Source organism: Aquabacterium sp. (genome assembly GCF_035476535.1).
GTDB lineage: Bacteria > Pseudomonadota > Gammaproteobacteria > Burkholderiales > Burkholderiaceae_C > Pseudaquabacterium.
In genome coordinates, this window is sequence record NZ_DATILJ010000050.1 from 21,531 (window position 1) to 40,436 (window position 18,906).

Genomic DNA, 18,906 nt, shown 5'->3' on the forward strand with positions numbered 1-18,906 from the left:
AGGTGCTTGGCGCGATGCGCTGCCACGGTGCCGGGCATACACTCGGCCGCTGAGGTGCTAACACGTCGTCATCGCATGCCGTTTGTCCTGGTTCCTCCGTTCGGTTACGACGACGCCCGACCTTTGCTGCAAGCCAGCGCCTCTTTGATTGTCGCGGCGCGCGACGTACAGGCCGGCACGCCGGCCCTTCTGAAACTGGCCTCGCCCTCGGCGGGTGAAGCCTTCGCGCAGGAGCATGAGCTGCTGCGCTCGCTGGCGGTGCCGGGGCTGGCCCGGCCGACGGCGCTGCGCGAAGGGCCGCAGGCCGGCGCCGCGATGGTCCTGGAGCCGTTCGTCGGCGAGCCGATGGCGCCCACGCTGCCGGCGCGGCCCATGCCCTGGCGCGATGCCCTGCGCGTGGCGCGCTCGGTTGCCTCGACGCTGTCGGGCCTGCACGCAGCGCACATCGCCCACCTCGACCTGCGGCCGGCCAACCTGCTGGTCGACTGGGCTCGGCGCGAGACCCTGCTGGTGGACCTGCACGTGGCCGCCACGCGCGCGCCGCGCTCCCCTGAATGGGCCGACCCGGCCGTTGCGGCCTTCCTCGCCCCTGAGCAATGCGGCGGGCTGCAGCGGGAGGTTGATCACCGCGCCGACCTGTACGCCCTGGGCACGCTGATGTACCGCCTGCTCGCCGGGCGGTTGCCTTTCGAGGTCGGCGATGCGCTGGAGTGGATGCACTGCCACGTGGCGCGAGCGCCGCAGCCGCCGTCGGCGCATGCGCCGATGCCGCGCGGCGTGAGCGACATCGTGACCCGGCTGCTGGCCAAGCCGCCGGACGATCGCTACCAGTCGGCCGCCGCGCTGCTGTTCGACCTCGATCTTTGCATCCTCGGCACCGACACGGAGGCCGACGCGCTGAACGTGGGCACGCACAACGCGCGCGCTCGCCTGCGCGTGCCGCGCACGCTGCATGGCCGGCAGGCCGAGCGGCAGGCGCTGGAGGCGGCGTTCCAGCGTGTGCGCAGCGCCGGGCGCAGCGAGCTGGTGCTGATCAGCGGCGAGGCGGGCAGCGGCAAGTCCACGCTGGCCCATGGCTTGCGACCGCTGGTGGCCGCCGAGAACGGCCGCTTCGCGGCTGGCAAGTTCGATCCGCACGGGGCCGAGACGCCCCACGCCGCTTTCGCGCAGGCCTTCGCCGAGCTGGTCAAGGGCGTGCTCGGCGAACCCAACGCCGGCCTGGCGGCCTGGCGCGAGCGCCTGATGCGGGCCGTGGGCCCCAACGCCCAGCTCATGGTGCAGCTGGTGCCGCCGCTCGGGCACGTGCTCGGCGCGCAGCCGACGGTGCCCACACTGCCGCCCCGCGAAGCCGAGCTGCGCTTCCACCTGGTGTTCCAGCAGTTCGTCGCTACCTTCACCGCTGAGCGGCCGCTGGTGCTGTTCATCGACGACCTGCAATGGGCCGACCGGGGCAGCCTGGCCTGGCTGCGCGAGCTGCTGCAGGCGCCCATCGGCGCCGTGATGCTGGTCGGTGCCTACCGCGAGCAGACGGCGCAGGCCAGCCAGCCCTTGCTGGCCCTGGCCGACGAAGCCCGCAGGGCGGGGCGCCTGTGCACCATCGAGCTCGGGCCGCTGGACGATGACGCGCTGCGCACCCTGGTGGCCGATGCGGTCGGTGCCAGCCCTGCCCAGGCTGCGCCGCTGGCGGCCAGCATCGGCGAGCGCACCGGGGGCAACCCGCTGTTCGCGACCCAGTTCCTGCTGGAGCTGGTCGACGAAGGGGCACTGCGCCGGGACGACGCAGCCGGACGTTGGACCTGGGACACGCAGGCCATCGCTGCCAAGGGCTACGCGCGCAACGTCGTCGAGCTGCTGCTGGCGCAGTTGCAGCGCCTGCCGCCGCCCACGCTGCGCGCGCTGCAGCATGCCGCCTGCCTGGGCCACACCTTCGCGCCGCCGTTGCTGGCCGCGGCGCTGGGCGTGTCGCGCGCCGATGCCGAGGCGGCCATGGCGCCTGCGCTGGAGGCCGGGCTGGCGCTGCGCGTCGGCGACGGCTGGCGCTTCGTGCACGACCGGCTGCAGGAGGCGGCCTACTCGCTGATCCAGGCTTCGCAGCGGCCCGGCCTGCGGCTGCAGATGGGCCGGCTGCTGGTGCGCAGCCTGAGCCCCGAGGCGCTGGAGGAGCGGCTGTTTGACGTGGTGAGCGCACTCAACGAAGGCGCCGCGCTGATTGACGAGGCCGGCGAGCTGGCGCTGCTGCGCCGCCTGAACATCCGCGCCGGCGCCAAAGCCAAGGCCGCGGCCGATGGTGCTGCCGCATACCGCTTCTTCCAGCGCGCCAGGCAACTGCTGCCGGCCGATGCATGGTCCGCCGACTATGCCGAGTGCTTCGAGGTGCGCGCGCAACTGGCCGAGTGCGCGTTCCTGACCGGGGCCATGGACGAGGCGCAGGCGCTGCTGGGGCAGATGCTGGAACGTGCCCAGACCATCGTTGATCGCGCGCGTGCCTACAGCCTGCGCATCGGCCTGCTGACGACCAGCGGGCACGCGCCCGAAGGGGCTGCGGTGGCGCTGGACGCGCTGCGCTCGCTGGGGCTCGCACTGCCGGAAGACGAAGCCGGCGTCGAGCAGGCGCTGCGCACGCTGGACGATGCGCTGCACGAGCGCCTTGCCGGCGGCCCGCTGCAAGGGCTGCTGGCGCTGCCGCGCACCGACGACCCGGGTGTCGTCGCCCTGATGGCCCTGCTCAACGACGCTGCCCCGACGCTGTTCATCGCGCGTCCGGACCTGTGGCCGGCGGCCGCAGCCCAGGTGGTGACGCTGTCGCTCGCCCACGGCCACAGCGCCGAGTCGAGCTTCGGCTACCAGCTGCTGGCCGACCTGTATGCCGGACGGCAGGACCTGGCCCGCGCCGCGGCGTTCGCCGCGCTGGCGACACGGCTGGACGAACAGTTCTTTCCGCGCAGCCGGGTGCGCCACCGGTTGCTGATGCACCAGGGCACCTTCGTCCAGCACTGGCTGCAGCCCTACTCGGCGTGCCGCGACCTGCTGCAGCGCGGGGTGGTCGAAGCCCTCGAACATGGCGACGCCTGGCTGGCCGGCAACTGCATGCTGTTCGACCTGATTCTGGCGCTGGAGCAGGGCGAGCCGCTGGACCATCTGGTCGCGCTGGCGCGGCGCCCGCAGGCCTTCGTGCAGCGGCCGCAGCTGGTCATGCTGGTGTGGACCGTGCGGCTGGTGGTGCAGACCGCGCGCTGTCTGCAGGGCTTGACGCGCGGGCCCACCTCGTTCGACGACGAGGGCTTCTCCGAGGCCGAGCTGACCATCGCCTTCCAGCGCCGGGGCACGCGCTCGGGTCCGCTGATGTGGCACGTGATGCGGCAGATGGTGTACTTCCTGGCAGGCCAGCCGCAGAAGGCGCTGCAGGAGGCGCGGCAGGCCGCGGCGCTGCTCGACGCAAACGAGGCGCGCCCCTTCATCACCACGCACCATCTGTTCCACCTGCTGGCGCGCACATCGCTGTTCGATGCGTCGGACGCTGCCGCGCAGCAGGCCACGCGCCAGGCGCTCGCCGAGATGCTGCCGCGCTTCGAAGCCTGGGCGCGCGCCTGCCCGGCCAACCAGCAGTCGCGCTGGGCGCTGCTGCGCGCCGAGTTGGCGCGCATCGAAGGCCGCGACGATGAGGCCGCGCGGGCCTATGAAGAGGCGCTGCAGGCCGCGCACCGCCATGGCAACCGCCAGGTCGCGGTGGTGGCTGGCGAGCTGGCGGCGCGCTTCCACGCCGCGCGCGGCCTGGCCATCGCGGCGGGTGCCTACCTGCGCCAGGCCAGCGAGGCCTGCGCGAGCTGGGGTGCGCATGGACTTCGGCGCGAGCTGCAGGCCAGGCACCCGCAGCTCGCCGGCCGCCTGCCGCCGGCGCCCGATGCCGCCGCGCTGGCGATCGCCAAGGCCTCGCAGGCGATGGCCGGGCCGATGGACATCGAGCGCCTGCCCGAGGCGCTGATGCGCATCGCCATGGAGGCCGCGGGCGCCGAGCACGGCGTGCTGCTGCTGGCCGAGTCGGGCGAGCTGCACGTGGTGGCGCAGGCCCGCGTGAGCGCATCGGGCATCGCCGTGCAAGGACGCCAGGACGGCGTGCCCGACGCGCTGCCGTGGTCGGTGGCGCACTACGTCGCGCGCTCGTGCGAGCCGGCCGTGCTGTCGGACGCGGGCCTTCCGCACGCCTTCTCGACCGACCCGTACCTGCTGCGCGAGCGTCCGCGCTCGGTGCTGTGCCTGCCGCTGCTGCGCGGCGCCGAGCTGGTGGGCGTGCTGTACATGGAACACGCGCTGGTGGACGAGGCCTTCCCACCCGAGCGCGTGCAGCTGCTGGCCACGCTGGCCGCGCAGGCGGCCATCTCGCTCGAGACATCGCGCCTGTACGCCTCGCTGCAGGAGCGCCAGGCGCGCATCCGGCGCCTGGTGGACGCCAACATCATCGGCATCCGCTTCGCGCACGCCGACGGGCACATCTTCGAAGCCAACGACGCTTACCTGCAACTGCTCGGGCGCACGCGCGAGGACCTGAACGCCGGCTTGCTGAACACGGGCACGATCACGCCGCCCGAGTACCACGCGGCCGAGCAGCGCGCGACCGAGCAACTGGCCGCCGACGGGCGTTATGCGCCCTACGAGAAGGAGTACCAGCGGCCCGACGGCACGCGGGTACCCGTGCTGTGCGGCGGCACCTGGCTCGACCCCGCGCAGCGCAGCACCGTGGGCTTCGTGCTCGACCTCAGCGAGCGCCGGCAGGCCGAGACCGAGCGCGCGGCGCGCCGGGCGGCCGAGCTGGCCAACCGCGCCAAGAGCGAATTCCTGGCCAACATGAGCCACGAACTGCGCACGCCGCTCAACGGTATCCTGGGCTATGCGCAACTGCTTCAGCTGGATGGCGGGCTGAACGAGGCGCAGCGGCGCGGCGTCGACATCATCCGCCAGAGCGGCGACCACCTGCTGGCGCTGATCAACGACATCCTCGACCTGTCGCGCATCGAAGCCGGCCGGCTCGAGCTGGCGCCGGCGCCGGTGCAGCTGGCGCCCTTCCTGCGCGCGGTGTGCGATGTCGTGCGCGTCAAGGCCGAGCAGAAGCGGCTCGGATTCAACTTCGCCGCCGGCCCTGGCCTGCCCGCGGCGGTGGTGGTCGACGAGCGCCGCCTTCGCCAGGTGCTGCTGAACCTGCTGTCCAACGCGGTGAAGTTCACCGAGCACGGGTCGGTCACGCTGCGCGTGTCGGCACAGCCCGTGCGCGGTGATCAGGTGCGCCTGCGCCTGAACGTCGAGGACACCGGTGTGGGCATCAGCGCGGATCACCAGCAACTGGTGTACGAACCCTTCGAGCAAGTGGGCGACACGCGCCATCGTGCGGCCGGCACCGGCCTGGGCCTGACCATCACCCGCGCGCTGGTGCAGGCCATGGGCGGCGCCATCGCCCTGCACAGCGCGCCGGGCCGCGGCTGCACCTTCTCGGTGGAACTGTCAGTGATGTCGGCCGACGCGCTGGGGACGCCGTCGCTGCCCGAACCGCACCTGGCGCGCTACCGCGGCCCGCGGCGCCGTGTCCTCGTGGTCGACGACGTGCCGGCCAACCGCGCCTTGCTGGTCGACTTTCTGGGCGGAGCAGGCTTCGACATCGCCGAGGCGATCAACGGCGCCGATGCCCTGCGCGCAGTGGCTGCGTTCCGGCCGGACCTGGTGGTGGTGGACAGCGTGATGCCGGTGATGGACGGCCTGGAGTTCACACGCCGGCTGCGCGCGCAGCCCGATTCAGCCGGGCTGCCGATCATCGCCATCTCGGCCTCGGCCACCGAGGCGCACCGGCGCGAGTGCGTGGAGGCGGGCGTCAACAGCTTCCTCAGCAAGCCGGTGCAGCTGTCGCAGCTGCTGGCCGCTATCGCAGAGTACTTGCGTCTCGAATGGGAGAGCCGCTAAGCCGCCGAAAGTCTCCAGCTGCATGCCGAGGACGTCGACGTAGAAGCGAACGCAGGCCTCTTCGTCCCGGGTGGTCAGCACGATGTGGTCGAGGTGGTCGATCGTGGGCCTGGTCCGCGTTGCAGTGCGCTACAGCAGTTCATTCAGAAAGTAGAAGGCGTTGTCCTTCAGTTTGTGCCACGACCCGCGGCGCATCCAGCGTTCCAGGTCGACCTCACGGGCGCGCTGGACGTATCTTTCGAAGATCGCGTCGAGACGCAGGGCCAGCGTCTCGTCGGCAATCGAAAGGCTGAGCTCGTCATTGGTCTCGAAGCTTCGGTCGTCGAAGTTGCTCGAGCCGACGGCGCTCCAGACACTGTCGACGGTCATGATCTTCTGATGCAGCAGTGTGTGCGGGTACTCGAAGAGTCGCACGCCGCACTTCAGCAGCTTCTCGAAGTTGCGATGCCCGGCATGCTGAACCATCGGATTGTCCGATCCGCTCGTCGAAGGCATCAGCACGCGCACGTCGACACCGCGCTTGACGGCGGCGCCGAATGCATCGATGGCATCGGGCTCGGGAATGAAGTACGGGTTCTGGATCCAGATGCGCTTGCGTGCAAGGCAAATGGCGGTGTGATGCAGGATCTTCACGGTTGGCGCCGAGTTCTCCGGCTTGGCAAACACGGCATGGATGCGCACATCGCCGGCCGGTTCGAGCTCCGGAAAGACGTCGTCGCCCAGGAACAGCTCGCCGGTCTCGCCCGCCCAGTTCTCGCTGAAAGCGCCCTGCAAGCTGTGCACGATCGGCCCGCGCAGGTGGAGGCTGACATCGGCAAAGTGCTGCCCGTCTTCAGCATTGCCAAGCCACTCGTCGACGATGCAGTGCCCGCCCGTGAACGCCTCCTTGCCGTCGATCACGACAAGCTTGCGATGGTCGCGGTCGTTCAGCACGCCGATGTTGCGCAACGCTCGTTTGTGAAAGAACGTCACGCGACAACCGGCGTTGCGCATGCGTTCCACAAGTTCCTTCCCCGCCGCCTTGGAGCCCTGGGCGTCCAGCAGCACGCGCACTTGCACCTGGGCCCGGGCGCGTTCGATCAGCGCGTCGGCCACGCGGCCGCCAAGCACGCCCTCCTTCCACAGAAAGGTCTCGAAATGCACGGAGTGGCGCGCTGCACCGATTCGCGCGACGAGCAGATCGAAGAAGGCGCCGTTTTCGTGCACCTCGACCTTGTTGCCCCCGACGGCGGTGCCCAGCGTGAGGCCTGACAGGCTGGTCATGAGTTGGTCGATCGGGGCGTCGCAATCGATCTTCAGAGACGGGTCACGGTGGCGGCGGATAGACCAGATCACCAAAATCTGGACGACCACGACCGTCAGCAGCATGCCGCCCCAAAACGACTCGCTCATACCTGGACCTCCGATATCGGCCCGCCCTCCTCGCGCCACTGCGCCGGTGACGCAGGGGTCATGCAGAACCGGCACGCGTCTGAGCAAGGAAGAACCGCAGCATCTCGACCGACGCGTCCGGTCCGTTGCGATCTGTGTAGGAGCCGCTCGTATCGCCGCCGGACCAGGCATGGCCGCCGCCGTGCAGGGTCCATGACTCCATGCGAGGCAGCCCGCTGGCGTCGGCATACACCGTGCGGCTGTAGCTGCGCGCCCCCGATGCGGTGCCGCGCTCCATGCGTATGTGCAAGGCAGTCCCGGTTTCGGCCGCGTGGGCATCGCTCGCCTGTTGGACGATGTCCGCGCCATTCGAATGCTGCACGGTGTGGTCCCGATCACCGTGGAAGACGATGATCGGCACGGCTTGCGCAGCTTTGCGCCGCGGTGCCGGCGCGGCCGGAAGCCTGTGCAGATGAGCCAGCCCGCTTCGGCCGCCCTTCATCGCCAACATCGCCGAGGGGATGTCGTGAGCACTGCCGTAGGCCAGGCCCGAATGCACGCCCACGCCCGCGAACAGCTCCGGATAGGTCTCGCCCAGAACGACCGCCATCGCGGCGCCCGCCGACAGCCCGGCAACGAACAGGCGCCGCGGGTCGGCGCCGTGTCGCGCGGCCACGTCGCGCACGATCCCGGCGATCAGCGATGGCTCGCCCTGGTCGCGCAGCTGGTCCTGAGCCTTGAACCAGTTCCAGCACTTCGAAGGATTGGCATGGGCGGCCTGCTCCGGATAGACGACCAGGAATCCGTGCTCGTCAGCCAAGCGGTTCATCCGGGTGCCTGCGGCGAAGTCGTCCGCCGATTGCGTGCAGCCATGCAGCATCACCACCATCGGCATCGGCGAATCCGATGTCCGAGTGGGGATGTACAGCTTGTACGTCCGGGTGCCAGCTCGATTGCTGAACTCGCGGGTGACGAATGCGCCGGGCATCTCTCGTGCGGTGACAGGCGGCTTGAGCGCAGGACCGCCAGTGCCGTCGTTCGGATTGCCGACGACGCGAGCTTCCACATCGATGAACGAGGTGTCGATGGCATGGGACGGCATCGGTGCGGCGATTCCGCTGGAGGAGAGCGCACGGCGGATGGTGTCGGTGACGCCGCGCATGGGCCCCGACCTGGTATCGAGACCCGCGGCCGCAAGGGCCCGCTCTATGGTGTCGGTGATGTTCGTGGCGTCGAAGGACGGCACGTGCGAGCTTGAGCGGTGCTTCATGGGCGCTTCCTGTTGATGAGGAGAACTACTGGATGCGATCGGACAGAGCCTGTCGCACTTCAGCACTGGCTTGGAAGGCGCCCAGTACCGTCACGGACTCGATGGCCGCGCGCGCGAGCTCGGGCGTCACGTCGTCGGCGATGCGAGCCAGGCCGACGACCTGGATCTGCAGCCGCTGACCCGCGGCGACGATGCGCTCGAGACTTGCGCGGCTGAAGTGCTGCAAGCCCACCGTCAGCGTGCGTCGCGCCACTGTCTGCTTGACCGTGTCCGCATGCAATGCAAGCTGGTTGCGCAGCGCCGTTCTGACCAGGTCGGAGCGGTTTGAATAGAAACCCTCCTGCACCAGAAGATCGACCTGGCCCAGGTCGACGACGCCGACATTGATGGTCATCTTTTCGGTTTCACCGACCCTTTGCCTTGGTTCAACAGCGCCGCTGCTTGCCTTCATGCCATCCACCTGGAATCCATATGGATTCCATTGGAGCATCATCTGTCCCATCCGAACAGCGGCTCATGTTTGACCGTGTCTGCAACGAGGTCGTCTCGCCTTCACCAGTCGCCACCACTCGAAGGCGGCCATGCCGGAGTTGTCCGGCCGTTCAGTCCAGACGCTTTGTCTTCAGGAAGTCCGACAACAGGTCGGCGATCTGCAGACTGTTCAGGTCGGAGAACGGAAAGTGGGTGTTGCCGCGAATGCCGAGTTCAGGCAGGTGCACCAGCGTGACATCGCCGCCTCTGCGGTTCACCGCGTCCCGCCACAGCCTCGCCATGGCCAGTCGCATGCGCCAGGAATCCTGGGCGGGGCTTGCCGTCGGCTTGTCGGGAATGTTGTCGCCGTAGAAGACGATGATCGGGATCTTCGTGAGCTTCATGAAGTCGGCCAGCGGCACGCCAACTGCCTCCAGCGAACCGCCTGAACTCGTCATCGGCGCAGGCACTTCGTCCTGCGGGAAGACGAAGCCGCTGCCCGGCTCGTAGGCCACGACGGCGCGCACGTCGGGCGCTTTCATCGCCGCCACCCAGCCCGGGCCGCCCGCTTGCGAGTGGGTGACCAGCACAGCCGGGCCGATCTTCTGGAACAGCGCCGCCGTGGCGTTCGACGTGACCTCCACGTCGAAGGCGCCGGTGTTCGGCGTCATCTGGCGGAAGTACTGCGCCAGTGCCTGCGGGTCGCGCGAGAACTGGACACCTTCGAAGAGTGCGGGCCACACGCCGACACGGAACTGGTTGAACCACTGCTGTTCATCAGGCACAGGCGCCATTGCCAGCGGCACGGTGCTTCGGCCGGCCTTGCCGCGGCGTGGCTGGTCGATCAGATAGACCGGAAAACGCCGATGCAGAAAGACGGTCTGAAAGCCCTCCCGGCCGTCCGGCGTGGTCTCCCAGGTCTTCGAGGATTGCCCCGCACCATGCCAGAACACGAGGGGCAGCGGCCGAGGGTTGACCGGCACCTGGTAGAACGCATAGGCGTGGTCGCCGTGATACGTCTGTCCCTCAGGGCCGGGCTTCAGTGGATCGTAGGTGCCGGCGGTCCGGGTCACCGTCCCGCCAACCGCGAAGCTGCCTTGCGCCTGGATGGACAGATGCGTCGGTGCGCTGCCCTGCGGAGCCGAGACGCACGCCGACAGCGCGAGCGCGGCCAGCATGAGCAAGGCGCTTGTGCGGAATCTTATGCGCGTCATATGAGCGTTAGGAATGTCGGTATCGGCTGTGGCCATCGTGCAATCAGGGCGCTTTGAAGACTTCCTTGGCGACCACGGCCGCCGACACGGCACTCGGCCAACCGGCGTAGAAGGCCAGGTGCGTGATGGCCTCGACCAACTCTTGCTGGGTCACCCCGTTCTGCTCGGCCAGCGCCAGATGCGAGCGCAGCTGATCCGGCCGGTTCATCGCGACCAGGGCGCTGACTGTGACCAGGCTGCGGTCGCGCTTGGACAGTCCCGGCCGCATCCACACGTCGCCGTAGAGCACCTCATCGGTGAGTTGGGCCAGGCCCGGCGCGACTTCACCGAAGAGCTGTTGCGCCCTTGAAGGCCGAGCCGCGCTGGCTCAACTTCTCCAGCCAGGTCACGCTCTTGCCGCCCAGCCGCCGCTGCTGGGTCTGCAGCGGGCCATGCAGGTTCCGCGGCGTGCCAAGGACGAGGTCGCCGGGCCGCTGCGCATCGTCGGGCCCCGCTCGAGCTTTCGTGCCGTCATCTGGGCCGTGCTGGAGGAGTTCTGCCGCCTGTACCCGGACGTGCAGCCCGACGTGCAACTCGACGACCGCATCGGCAACTGGGTCGAAGACCGGGTGGATGTCGGCTTCCGCATGGGCCTGGCGGCGGCGGACGGCGTCATCGCGCGCCGGCTGTTCCCGATTCAACTGATCATCTGTGCGGCGCCCGCTTACCTGGCGCGTTACGGAGCGCCCGATAGCCTGGCTGCGCTGAGCGGCCACCGCTGCAGCGCCTTCCGCCATCCCATCACCGGCAGGGTGACGGCATGGCATGTGAAGGAGGGCAACGTCGTCGTCGATCACGATGTGGTGGCGGCGCTCTGCACCAACGAGGAAGAGTTGGAGATCGACGCCGTGCTGGCCGGGCAGGTCATCGGCGTCTTGACCGGCGTCACCGGCGCCGGCCCCATCCGCACGTGACGCCTGGTGCCGCTGCTCAGCCAGCATGTCGCGGATCACCTGAGCATGCACCTGTACTACGGCAGCCGGGCTGCCCAGCCCGCACGGGTGCGTGCTTTCATCGACCTGGCCATCGAGCGGCTGGTCGATTCGACCTCGTTCGTGCTCACGTCAAGAGAATTGGCGTCCGCCGAGAGCAAAGGTCGAAAGGCCCATTGCCCAAAGATGTCGAGCCAATAGAGACACCGGTCTGCCGCGCGCCAGACTGGACTCTCACCGAGGATGCTGATGCCTCTTCGGCTGCTTGCCGTCGCCGAAGTGGTGATGCACGCGGCCCAGCAGCCAGTTCGCAACACCGTTGGCCCAGGCCCACGGCGGCGCCTGCGTCAGATCGGCCTGTGCCTTGTCCCAGTCGCCGCCCAGCATGTGGGCTTCACCGCGGACGCGATAGGGCAGGGAGCGCTTGTCCTCGTCGTTGCGGTTCTCCTTGGTGCATTCGATGGAAAACGTGCTCAGCTCGATCGCCAGGTCCAGGCGGCGCAGCCGCACGGCGCTCATGGCGGCCTAGTCGGCCGCCGTGTTCTCGATGTTCCTGTGCCGGTGCGGAAACAAGGCCATGGCCTTCTGGCAAACCACCAGCGACTGTTCGTTCGGGCCGTAGGTAGATTCATTAATGCTTTGTAGAATGCATTCTGTGATACATTTTTGTCGACCCAAGCTGCGGGATGCCGCAGCGCAAGGGGATACGACGCCATGCCGACCACGACCCAGACCCCCACCAAGACGCTGAAGGAATCGGTGGCCGACAGGCTGCGGCGCGACATCGTCAGCGGCGCCTTGCTGCCCGGCACCATCATTCGCGACCTGGAACTGGCCCAGCGCTACGACGCCAGCACCAGCCCCGTGCGGGAAGCGGTGACGCTGCTGACGGCGGAGGGCCTGATCGAAATGCCGCCCAACCGGCCCAAGCAGGTGACGCACATCGATCGCCAAAGCGCGCGCGAGCATGTGGCCGTCTTCAAGCTGCTGACGATCGCCGCCTACGAGTGGGGCGCCCCGCGGGTGGACGCCAAGGGCGTGAAGGAGATGCGCAAGGCGCTGGAGCTGATCAAGCGCATCCCTCACGACGGCGACCCGCAGGCCTTCATCACGGCCGCGCGCGCCTATGAGGACGTGGTGCTGCGGGCCAGCGGCAACCGCCCGCTGCGCCGCATGCTGATCCAGCTGTTTTCGACCATCGAGCGTGTCGTCGTGCTGTGGCGCATCAAGGGCCCCCTGCGCCTGCAAGGCATGGAGGCCGTGGTGCAGGCGCTCGAGGCCGGCGATCCGCAGGCCGCGGTGGGGCATTGCCGCGACCTGATGGACAGCTTCCAGCAGGACGTCGAGGCGCTGGCGCCCTTCCTGTGATGCTGCAGTGATGTTTCTGTGATGCCCGCGTGCCGCGGCACGCTTGGGTCCGACAAGAAGGAAGAGACATGAATCACCCCCAGGTCGCCGCAGGTGCGGCAGACGCGGCAGGTCCGGCCGCACTCAAGCGCTTGTTCTATCCGCAGTCGATCGCGCTGGTCGGCGCCTCGGAGCGCTCACCGTGGTCGCAGCTGCTGCATGCCAACATCCAGCGGGTCGGCTACGCCGGCCGCATCTACGCGGTGAACAAGACCGGCGCCGCCGCGCACGGTTATCCGGGCTATCGGGCCTGCCGCGAGATTCCGGAAGCGGTGGATGCCGCCTACCTGTTCGTGCCGCTGGAAGCGGTGCTCGAGGCCTTCGACGACGTGGTCGACAGCGGCATCCAATCGGCGGTCATCCTCACCTCCGGCTTTGCCGAAGCCGGGCCCGAAGGCGCCGCGCTGCAGGCCGAGCTGACGCGGCGTGCGCGCGCGGCCGGCGTCACGTTCCTCGGCCCCAACTGCCTGGGCTTCGCCAACCTGGCGATCCGTGCCGCGATGACACCCATCCCGATCCACCCGCCTTTCCTGCCGGGCAAGGTGGCGCTGGTGGGCCAGAGCGGCGCCACCAGCATCGAGATCGTCGACATGGCGCAGGACTGCAACATCGGCCTGTCGATGTGCATCGCCACCGGCAACGAAGCGATGCTGGACGTCGCCGCCTGCGTGGACTTCCTGGTGGACGACGACAACACCCAGGTCATCATGGTGTTTGCCGAAACGCTGCGCGACACCGCGACCTTCGCCGCCGCCGCACGTCGCGCGGCAACCAAGCAGAAGGCCATCGTGATGCTCAAGGCCGGCGCCACCGAGCTGACGGCCCAGGTGGCCGCTGCCCACACCGGCGCGCTGGTGGGTAACGATGCGGTGTTCGACGCGGCCTGCCGGCAGCTGGGCGTGCTGCGTGTGCACACGCTCGAAGACCTGGTGATCACCGCCGGGCTGCTGGCCCACACCGGGCCGCTGCGCGCGCCCGGCGTGGGCATCGTGTCGATTTCCGGCGGCGCCTGCACGCTGATCGCCGACCGCGCCGAGGCGCATGGCGTGAGCCTGCCCACGCTCTCGCCGGCCACACGCGCCTCATTGCGCGAGGCCGTGCCCGGGCCGGGCGAAGCCCTCAATCCCTTCGACATCACCGGTCTCGCGGTGCGCGACCCGGGCCTGTTCGCCCGCGTGCTGAAAGCGCTGGGCGACGACCCGGCCATCGGCTTCGTCGGCTGTGTCTACAGCATGCCGTGGAACGACAAGTGGCAGCAGGTGCCGGCGATCGAAGTCATCGGGCGGGCATTGTCCCAACTCGACAAGCCATCGGCCATGCTCAACCAGACGCTGCGGCCGGTCTCGCAGAAGAGCCGCGACATCATGGCCGCCTGCGGCGTGCCCGCGGCCTTTGGCGGCCTGGAGGCGGTGGTGGTGGCGCTGGGCCACATCAGCCGCTGGAGTGCCTGGCTGGCCGCACAGGCGAGCGCCGAGCGGCCCCTGCCGGTGCTGCCGATGCCACCGGGCATGGCGCGGCCCGACAGCGAACGCGCGACGCTGGACTATCTGGCCAGCCGCGGCGTGCCGGTGATTCCCGCCCGGCTCGCGGCAACGCGCGGCGAGGCGATCGACTTTGCCGCGTCGCTGGGTGTACCAGTGGCGATGAAGATCGCCTCGCCGGACATCGCGCACAAGACCGAGGTCGGCGGCGTGCGGCTCGATCTGCAGGGCGACGCGGCCGTCGGCGCGGCCTTCGACGCCATGCTGGCCGGCGTGCGCCAGGCCCGGCCCGACGCGCGGGTCGACGGTGTGCTGGTCTCGCCGATGCGCAGCGGCGGCCTCGAAATCCTGGTCGGCACCGTGCGGGATCCGCAGTGGGGCCTGACCCTGGCGGTCGGCCTCGGCGGCGTGTGGGTCGAGGCGCTGGCCGACACCCAGCTGCAGGTGCTGCCAGTCTCCCCGCAGGAGGCCAAGGCCCTGCTCGGCCGGCTGCGCGCCGCCAAGCTGCTGCAGGGCTTTCGCGGCAGCCCGCCGGTGGACCTGGACCGCCTGGCCGCGGCGATCGCCGCCATCGGCGATGCCGCGCTCGCACTGGGCGACACGCTCGCCGCGCTGGAGGTCAACCCGCTGTGGGTGCGCGGCGATGACATCGAGGCGCTGGACGCGCTGGCGGTGTGGGCCGATGCGCCCGCGTCGACGCACTGAGGGATGAGCACCATGCCGAATCAATCGACACCGCAGGTGGCCGACGAGCCCATCCTGTTCGAGCGCATCGACCGCCACATCGCGCGGGTGACGCTCAACCGCCCGCAGGCGCGCAATGCCGTCAACGTCGCGATGACGCTGCGCCTGGAAGAGATCGTGCGCAGCATCGAAGCCGATACCGAGCTGCGCGTGGCGATCCTCGCCGCCGCGCCGGGTCCGGCGTTCTGCGCCGGGGCCGATCTGGCCGACATCGCGGCCGGCCGTGGCCCGTCGCTGATGACGCGCGACGGTGGCTTCGCCGGCTTCGTCTATGCGACGCGGCACAAGCCCTGGATCGCCGCGGTGCACGGCTTTGCGATGGGCGGTGGACTGGAATTCGCGCTGGCCTGCGACATGGTGGTGGCGGCGCAGGACGCGGTGTTCGGCCTGCCCGAACCCAAGCGCGGTTTGCTGGCCGCGGCGGGCGGCGTCTACCGCCTGCCGCGTGCCATTCCGCGCGCCGTTGCGCTGGAGATGCTGACCACCGGCGCCAGCATCGACGCGCAGCGGGCCCATGCACTCGGCCTGGTCAACCGCGTGGTCGACCTCGCTGCGCTGCCGGAGGCGGCTCTGGCGCTGGCGGCCCAGGTGGCGGCCAACGCGCCGCTGTCGGTGCGCGAGAGCCTGGCCATCGGCCGCGCCGCCGCCGAGCTGAACGAAGGCTCCTTGCGCCGGCTCAGCGCCGAGGCAACGGCGCGGGTGATGGCCTCGGAAGACGCACGTGAAGGTCCACGCGCCTTCGTCGAGAAGCGTGCTCCGGTGTGGAAGAGCTGAGCCATGGCGAGGCTTGACGCAAGGATTGATGACCACGCCGCGGCGCGGCGCATTCCCGTCATCGTCGGCGTGGGCCAGCTCAACGACCGACCCGACGACGACAGCGCCGCGCTCGACACGCTGGCGCTGATGGTTTCCGCGCTCCACCGGGCCGACAGCGATGCCGGCGGCGGCTTCCTGCGCCAGGTGCAATCCCTGGACATCGTCGAGCAGATGTCGTGGCCTACGGCCGCTTGGCCCGGGCCGAACAAGATCACGCCCTACCTGCTGGCTGCGCTGGGCATCGCGCCGGCCCATGTGGCGCTGACGCCGGAGCCCAGCGGTGACAGCCCGCTGCGGCTGCTCAACGATGCCGCCAACCGCATCGGCGCGGGCGAGGTGGACGTGGCGGCCGTCGTCGGTGGCGAGGCCTTGCGCACGGCGGCGCGCCGCGCGGCGACCTCGGGCGCGCCGCAGCAGGACCTGCTCCGCGCCGTGACCGAGCAGCGCGCCGGCCCGCTGAAAAAGCAATACGGCCTGCTCACCGCCACCGACGTCTACCCGCTCTACGAAAACGCCTGCCGCGCAGCCTGGGGCCAGAGCCTGGCGCAGGCGCAGGCCGAGACCGCGGCGATCTGGTCCGGCCTGTCCGCCGCCGCGGCCGACAACCCGGAGGCCTGGATACGCCGTGGCCACGAGCCCGCCGAACTGCTCGCCACGTCGGCGGACAACCGGCCGGTCTCGTTCCCCTACAGCAAGCTGATGGTGGCCAACAGCAGCGTCAACCAGGGCGCGGCGGTGATCGTCGCCAGCCTGGCCAAGGCCCGCGAGATGGGCGTGCCCGACGAGCAACTGGTCTATCTCGGTCCCGGCGCGTCCGCGCACGAGCCTGCGGACTTCCTGGCGCGCGACCGCTATGACGGCTCGCCCAGCATGGCCGTGTCGATCCAGTGCGCGCTGGCCTTGAACGGGTTGAGCGCCGGCGATCTCGACCTGGTCGAGCTGTACAGCTGCTTTCCCTGCGTGCCCAAGATGGCGCGGCGCCTGCTGCCCTGGCCGCTGGAGCGGCGCCACAGCGTTTACGGCGGCCTGACCTTCGGCGGCGGCCCGATCGCCAACTGCATGACGCACGCCGTGGCCACGATGACGCAGATGCTGCGCAGGGCCGGCCGCCACGGGCTGATCTATGCCAATGGCGGTTATGCCACCCACCACCACACGCTGGTGCTGACGCGCGAGCCGGTGCCCGCGGGCAGTTTTCCGCAGCGCCACGCGCACCAGGCCGAGGCCGATGCGCTGCGTGGTCCGGTGCCGGCCTTGATCGAGGGCTACACCGGCCCGGGGGTGGTGGAGACCTACATGCTGCCCTACGACCGCGCCGGGCAGCCGCGCTTTTCAACCGTTATCGCCCGCACACCGACCGGCCAGCGTTTTCTCTGCCGGGTGCCGCCCACCGACGGCGCGACCCTGGCGGCATTGACCTCGGGCGAGCACGAACCCGTCGGCCGCAACGGCGTGGCCACGCACGGCGCCGATGGCCTGGTCGACTGGCGTTTTTCAGCATCACAAGAGCATTGAATGAGCACACCGTATCCGCACCTTCTGCAGCCGTTGGATCTCGGCTTCACGACACTGGCCAACCGCTCGCTGATGGGCTCCATGCATGTCGGGCTGGAGCCGGTGGAGCACGGCTTCGAGCGCCTGGCGGCTTTCTATGCCGAACGCGCGCGCGGCGGGGTCGGGCTGATCGTCACCGGCGGCGTGGCGGTCAACGACGAAGCGAAACCCTTCGCGCACGGTCCCAAGCTCAGCTCGGCCGCCGAGGTGGCGCAGCACCGCCTCATCACAGATGCCGTGCACGCCGCCGGCGGCAAGATCGCGATGCAGGTGCTGCATTGCGGGCGCAACGTGAAGCACGGCATGGCCGTGGCCCCCAGCGCCATCAAGTCGCCGACCTGGCCGCAGGTGCCGCGCGAGATGACGGCCGAGGACATCGAGCGCACGCTGGCCGACTTCGTCACCTGTGCCGTGCTGGCGCGCGAGGCCGGCTACGACGGCGTCGAGATCATGGGCTCGGAGGGCTACCTGATCAACCAGTTCCTGGCGCCGCGCACCAACCAGCGCAGCGATGACTGGGGCGGCTCGTGGGCCAAGCGCATGCGCTTCGCGCTCGAGGTGGTGCGGCGCACGCGCGCGGCGGTCGGCGCCGACTTCATCATCGTCTACCGCCTGTCGATGCTGGAGCTGGTCGAAGGCGGATCGAGCCTGACCGAGGGCGTCGAGCTGGCGAAAGCGATCGAGGCGGCGGGCGCCAGCATCATCAACGTCGGCGTCGGCTGGCATGAGGCGCGGGTGCCGACCATCGCGACGCTGGTGCCGCGCGCCGGCTGGGCCTGGGTGGCCGGGCTGCTCAAGGGCCAGGTCTCGGTGCCCATCGTCGCCAGCAACCGCATCAACACGCCGGAGGTGGCCGAGCGCCTGCTCGCCGAGGGCAGCTGCGACATGGTGTCGATGGCGCGCCCGCTGCTCGCCGACCCGCACTTCATGCGCAAGGCCGAGCGCGGCGAGGCCGACACCATCAACACCTGCATCGCCTGCAACCAGGCCTGCCTGGACCACGGCTTCAAGCAGATCGTCGCCTCGTGCCTGGTCAACCCCGTGGCCTGCCACGAGACCGAGTTGCGCATCGAAGTGGCCGCGCGGCGCAAGCGCATCGCCGTGGTCGGTGCCGGACCGGCCGGCGTGGCGGCGGCGACCACCGCCGCCGAGCGCGGACACGCGGTGACGCTGTTCGAAGCCGATGCGCAGATCGGCGGCCAGTTCAACCTGGCCAAGCAGATTCCCGGCAAGCAAGAATTTGTCGAGACGCTGCGCTACTTCGGCCGCCGCATCGACATCACCGGCGTGACCCTGCGCTTGAACTGCCGCGTCACGGCCGCGGAACTGGACGCGGCGGGCTTCGACGAGATCGTGCTGGCCACCGGCGTGCTGCCGCGCCGGCCCGAGATCGAAGGGCTGGATCATCCGAGCGTGCTGGACTACCTGGCGGTGCTGCGCGACCACCGGCCGGTGGGCGAGCGCGTGGCCATCATCGGCGCGGGCGGCATCGGCTTCGATGTCGCGACCTACCTGGCGCACAGCGGCCCCAGCGGCCCCAGCGGCGATCCTGCGGCGCTCGATGCCGACAAGTTCTACGCGGAATGGGGCGTGGACACGCGCCCCGGCCCGCACAGCGGCCTGCGCGCGCCGCGTGTCGAGGCCTCGCCGCGGCGCATCCA

At 69.8% G+C, this 18,906-nt stretch carries 14 protein-coding genes and 1 pseudogene; 8 read left to right on the forward strand and 7 right to left on the reverse strand.

Annotation, left to right across the window (positions count from 1 at the left end; translation table 11 throughout):
* Positions 1–75: 75 nt before the first annotated feature.
* Entirely contained in the window at positions 76–5,946 is a 5,871-nt protein-coding gene (locus tag VLK61_RS05220) for an AAA family ATPase (protein ID WP_325418992.1), read from the forward strand.
* 3 nt (positions 5,947–5,949) lie between these two features.
* Here the strand turns inward: VLK61_RS05220 and VLK61_RS05225 are convergent.
* The 6 genes and pseudogenes from VLK61_RS05225 to VLK61_RS05250 all read right to left on the reverse strand — a co-directional run.
* A pseudogene (locus tag VLK61_RS05225) lies at positions 5,950–6,048 on the reverse strand (VOC family protein); the annotation flags it as partial.
* Positions 6,049–6,075: 27 nt separating this feature from the next.
* Entirely contained in the window at positions 6,076–7,338 is a 1,263-nt protein-coding gene (locus VLK61_RS05230) for a phospholipase D-like domain-containing protein (RefSeq protein ID WP_325418994.1), read from the reverse strand.
* A 58-nt stretch (positions 7,339–7,396) separates the two neighbouring features.
* Complete coding sequence (locus VLK61_RS05235; RefSeq protein WP_325418996.1) at positions 7,397–8,587, reverse strand: alpha/beta hydrolase family esterase; 1,191 nt, start codon at positions 8,585–8,587, stop codon at positions 7,397–7,399.
* Positions 8,588–8,612: 25 nt separating this feature from the next.
* Positions 8,613–9,038: a CopG family transcriptional regulator gene (locus tag VLK61_RS05240; RefSeq protein WP_414636772.1), complete on the reverse strand. Its 426-nt coding sequence runs from the start codon at positions 9,036–9,038 to the stop codon at positions 8,613–8,615.
* Between the two features lie 151 nt (positions 9,039–9,189).
* The gene (locus tag VLK61_RS05245) at positions 9,190–10,308 is read right to left on the reverse strand and encodes an alpha/beta hydrolase (protein WP_325419000.1); all 1,119 of its coding nucleotides are present in this window, start codon (positions 10,306–10,308) and stop codon (positions 9,190–9,192) included.
* A gap of 7 nt (positions 10,309–10,315) precedes the next feature.
* Positions 10,316–10,561, reverse strand: coding sequence for a carboxymuconolactone decarboxylase family protein (locus VLK61_RS05250; protein WP_325419002.1), 246 nt, complete (start codon positions 10,559–10,561; stop codon positions 10,316–10,318).
* Positions 10,562–10,703: 142 nt separating this feature from the next.
* Between VLK61_RS05250 and VLK61_RS05255 the strand changes: the two genes are divergently transcribed.
* Together VLK61_RS05255 and VLK61_RS05260 are read left to right on the forward strand one after the other, a co-directional pair.
* Positions 10,704–11,225, forward strand: a complete 522-nt coding sequence (locus VLK61_RS05255; protein WP_325419003.1) for a substrate binding domain-containing protein — start codon at positions 10,704–10,706, stop codon at positions 11,223–11,225.
* A gap of 6 nt (positions 11,226–11,231) precedes the next feature.
* Entirely contained in the window at positions 11,232–11,444 is a 213-nt protein-coding gene (locus tag VLK61_RS05260; protein ID WP_325419005.1) for a hypothetical protein, read from the forward strand.
* Between the two features lie 33 nt (positions 11,445–11,477).
* Here the strand turns inward: VLK61_RS05260 and VLK61_RS05265 are convergent, their stop codons facing one another.
* The gene (locus VLK61_RS05265) at positions 11,478–11,762 is read right to left on the reverse strand and encodes a hypothetical protein (protein WP_325419007.1); all 285 of its coding nucleotides are present in this window, start codon (positions 11,760–11,762) and stop codon (positions 11,478–11,480) included.
* Between the two features lie 195 nt (positions 11,763–11,957).
* Between VLK61_RS05265 and VLK61_RS05270 the strand changes: the two genes are divergently transcribed.
* From VLK61_RS05270 to VLK61_RS05290, 5 genes are all read left to right on the forward strand, one after another.
* Complete coding sequence (locus VLK61_RS05270) at positions 11,958–12,611, forward strand: GntR family transcriptional regulator (protein ID WP_325419009.1); 654 nt, start codon at positions 11,958–11,960, stop codon at positions 12,609–12,611.
* A 68-nt stretch (positions 12,612–12,679) separates the two neighbouring features.
* Positions 12,680–14,836, forward strand: a complete 2,157-nt coding sequence (locus tag VLK61_RS05275; RefSeq protein ID WP_325419011.1) for an acetate--CoA ligase family protein — start codon at positions 12,680–12,682, stop codon at positions 14,834–14,836.
* A 12-nt stretch (positions 14,837–14,848) separates the two neighbouring features.
* On the forward strand, positions 14,849–15,649 hold the full coding sequence (locus VLK61_RS05280) for an enoyl-CoA hydratase-related protein (RefSeq protein WP_325419013.1): 801 nt from the start codon (positions 14,849–14,851) through the stop codon (positions 15,647–15,649).
* A 3-nt stretch (positions 15,650–15,652) separates the two neighbouring features.
* Complete coding sequence (locus VLK61_RS05285; RefSeq protein WP_325419016.1) at positions 15,653–17,206, forward strand: hypothetical protein; 1,554 nt, start codon at positions 15,653–15,655, stop codon at positions 17,204–17,206.
* Positions 17,207–18,906, forward strand: a 1,700-nt coding sequence (locus tag VLK61_RS05290) for an NADPH-dependent 2,4-dienoyl-CoA reductase (protein WP_325419018.1), incomplete at its 3' end; no start/stop codon positions are given.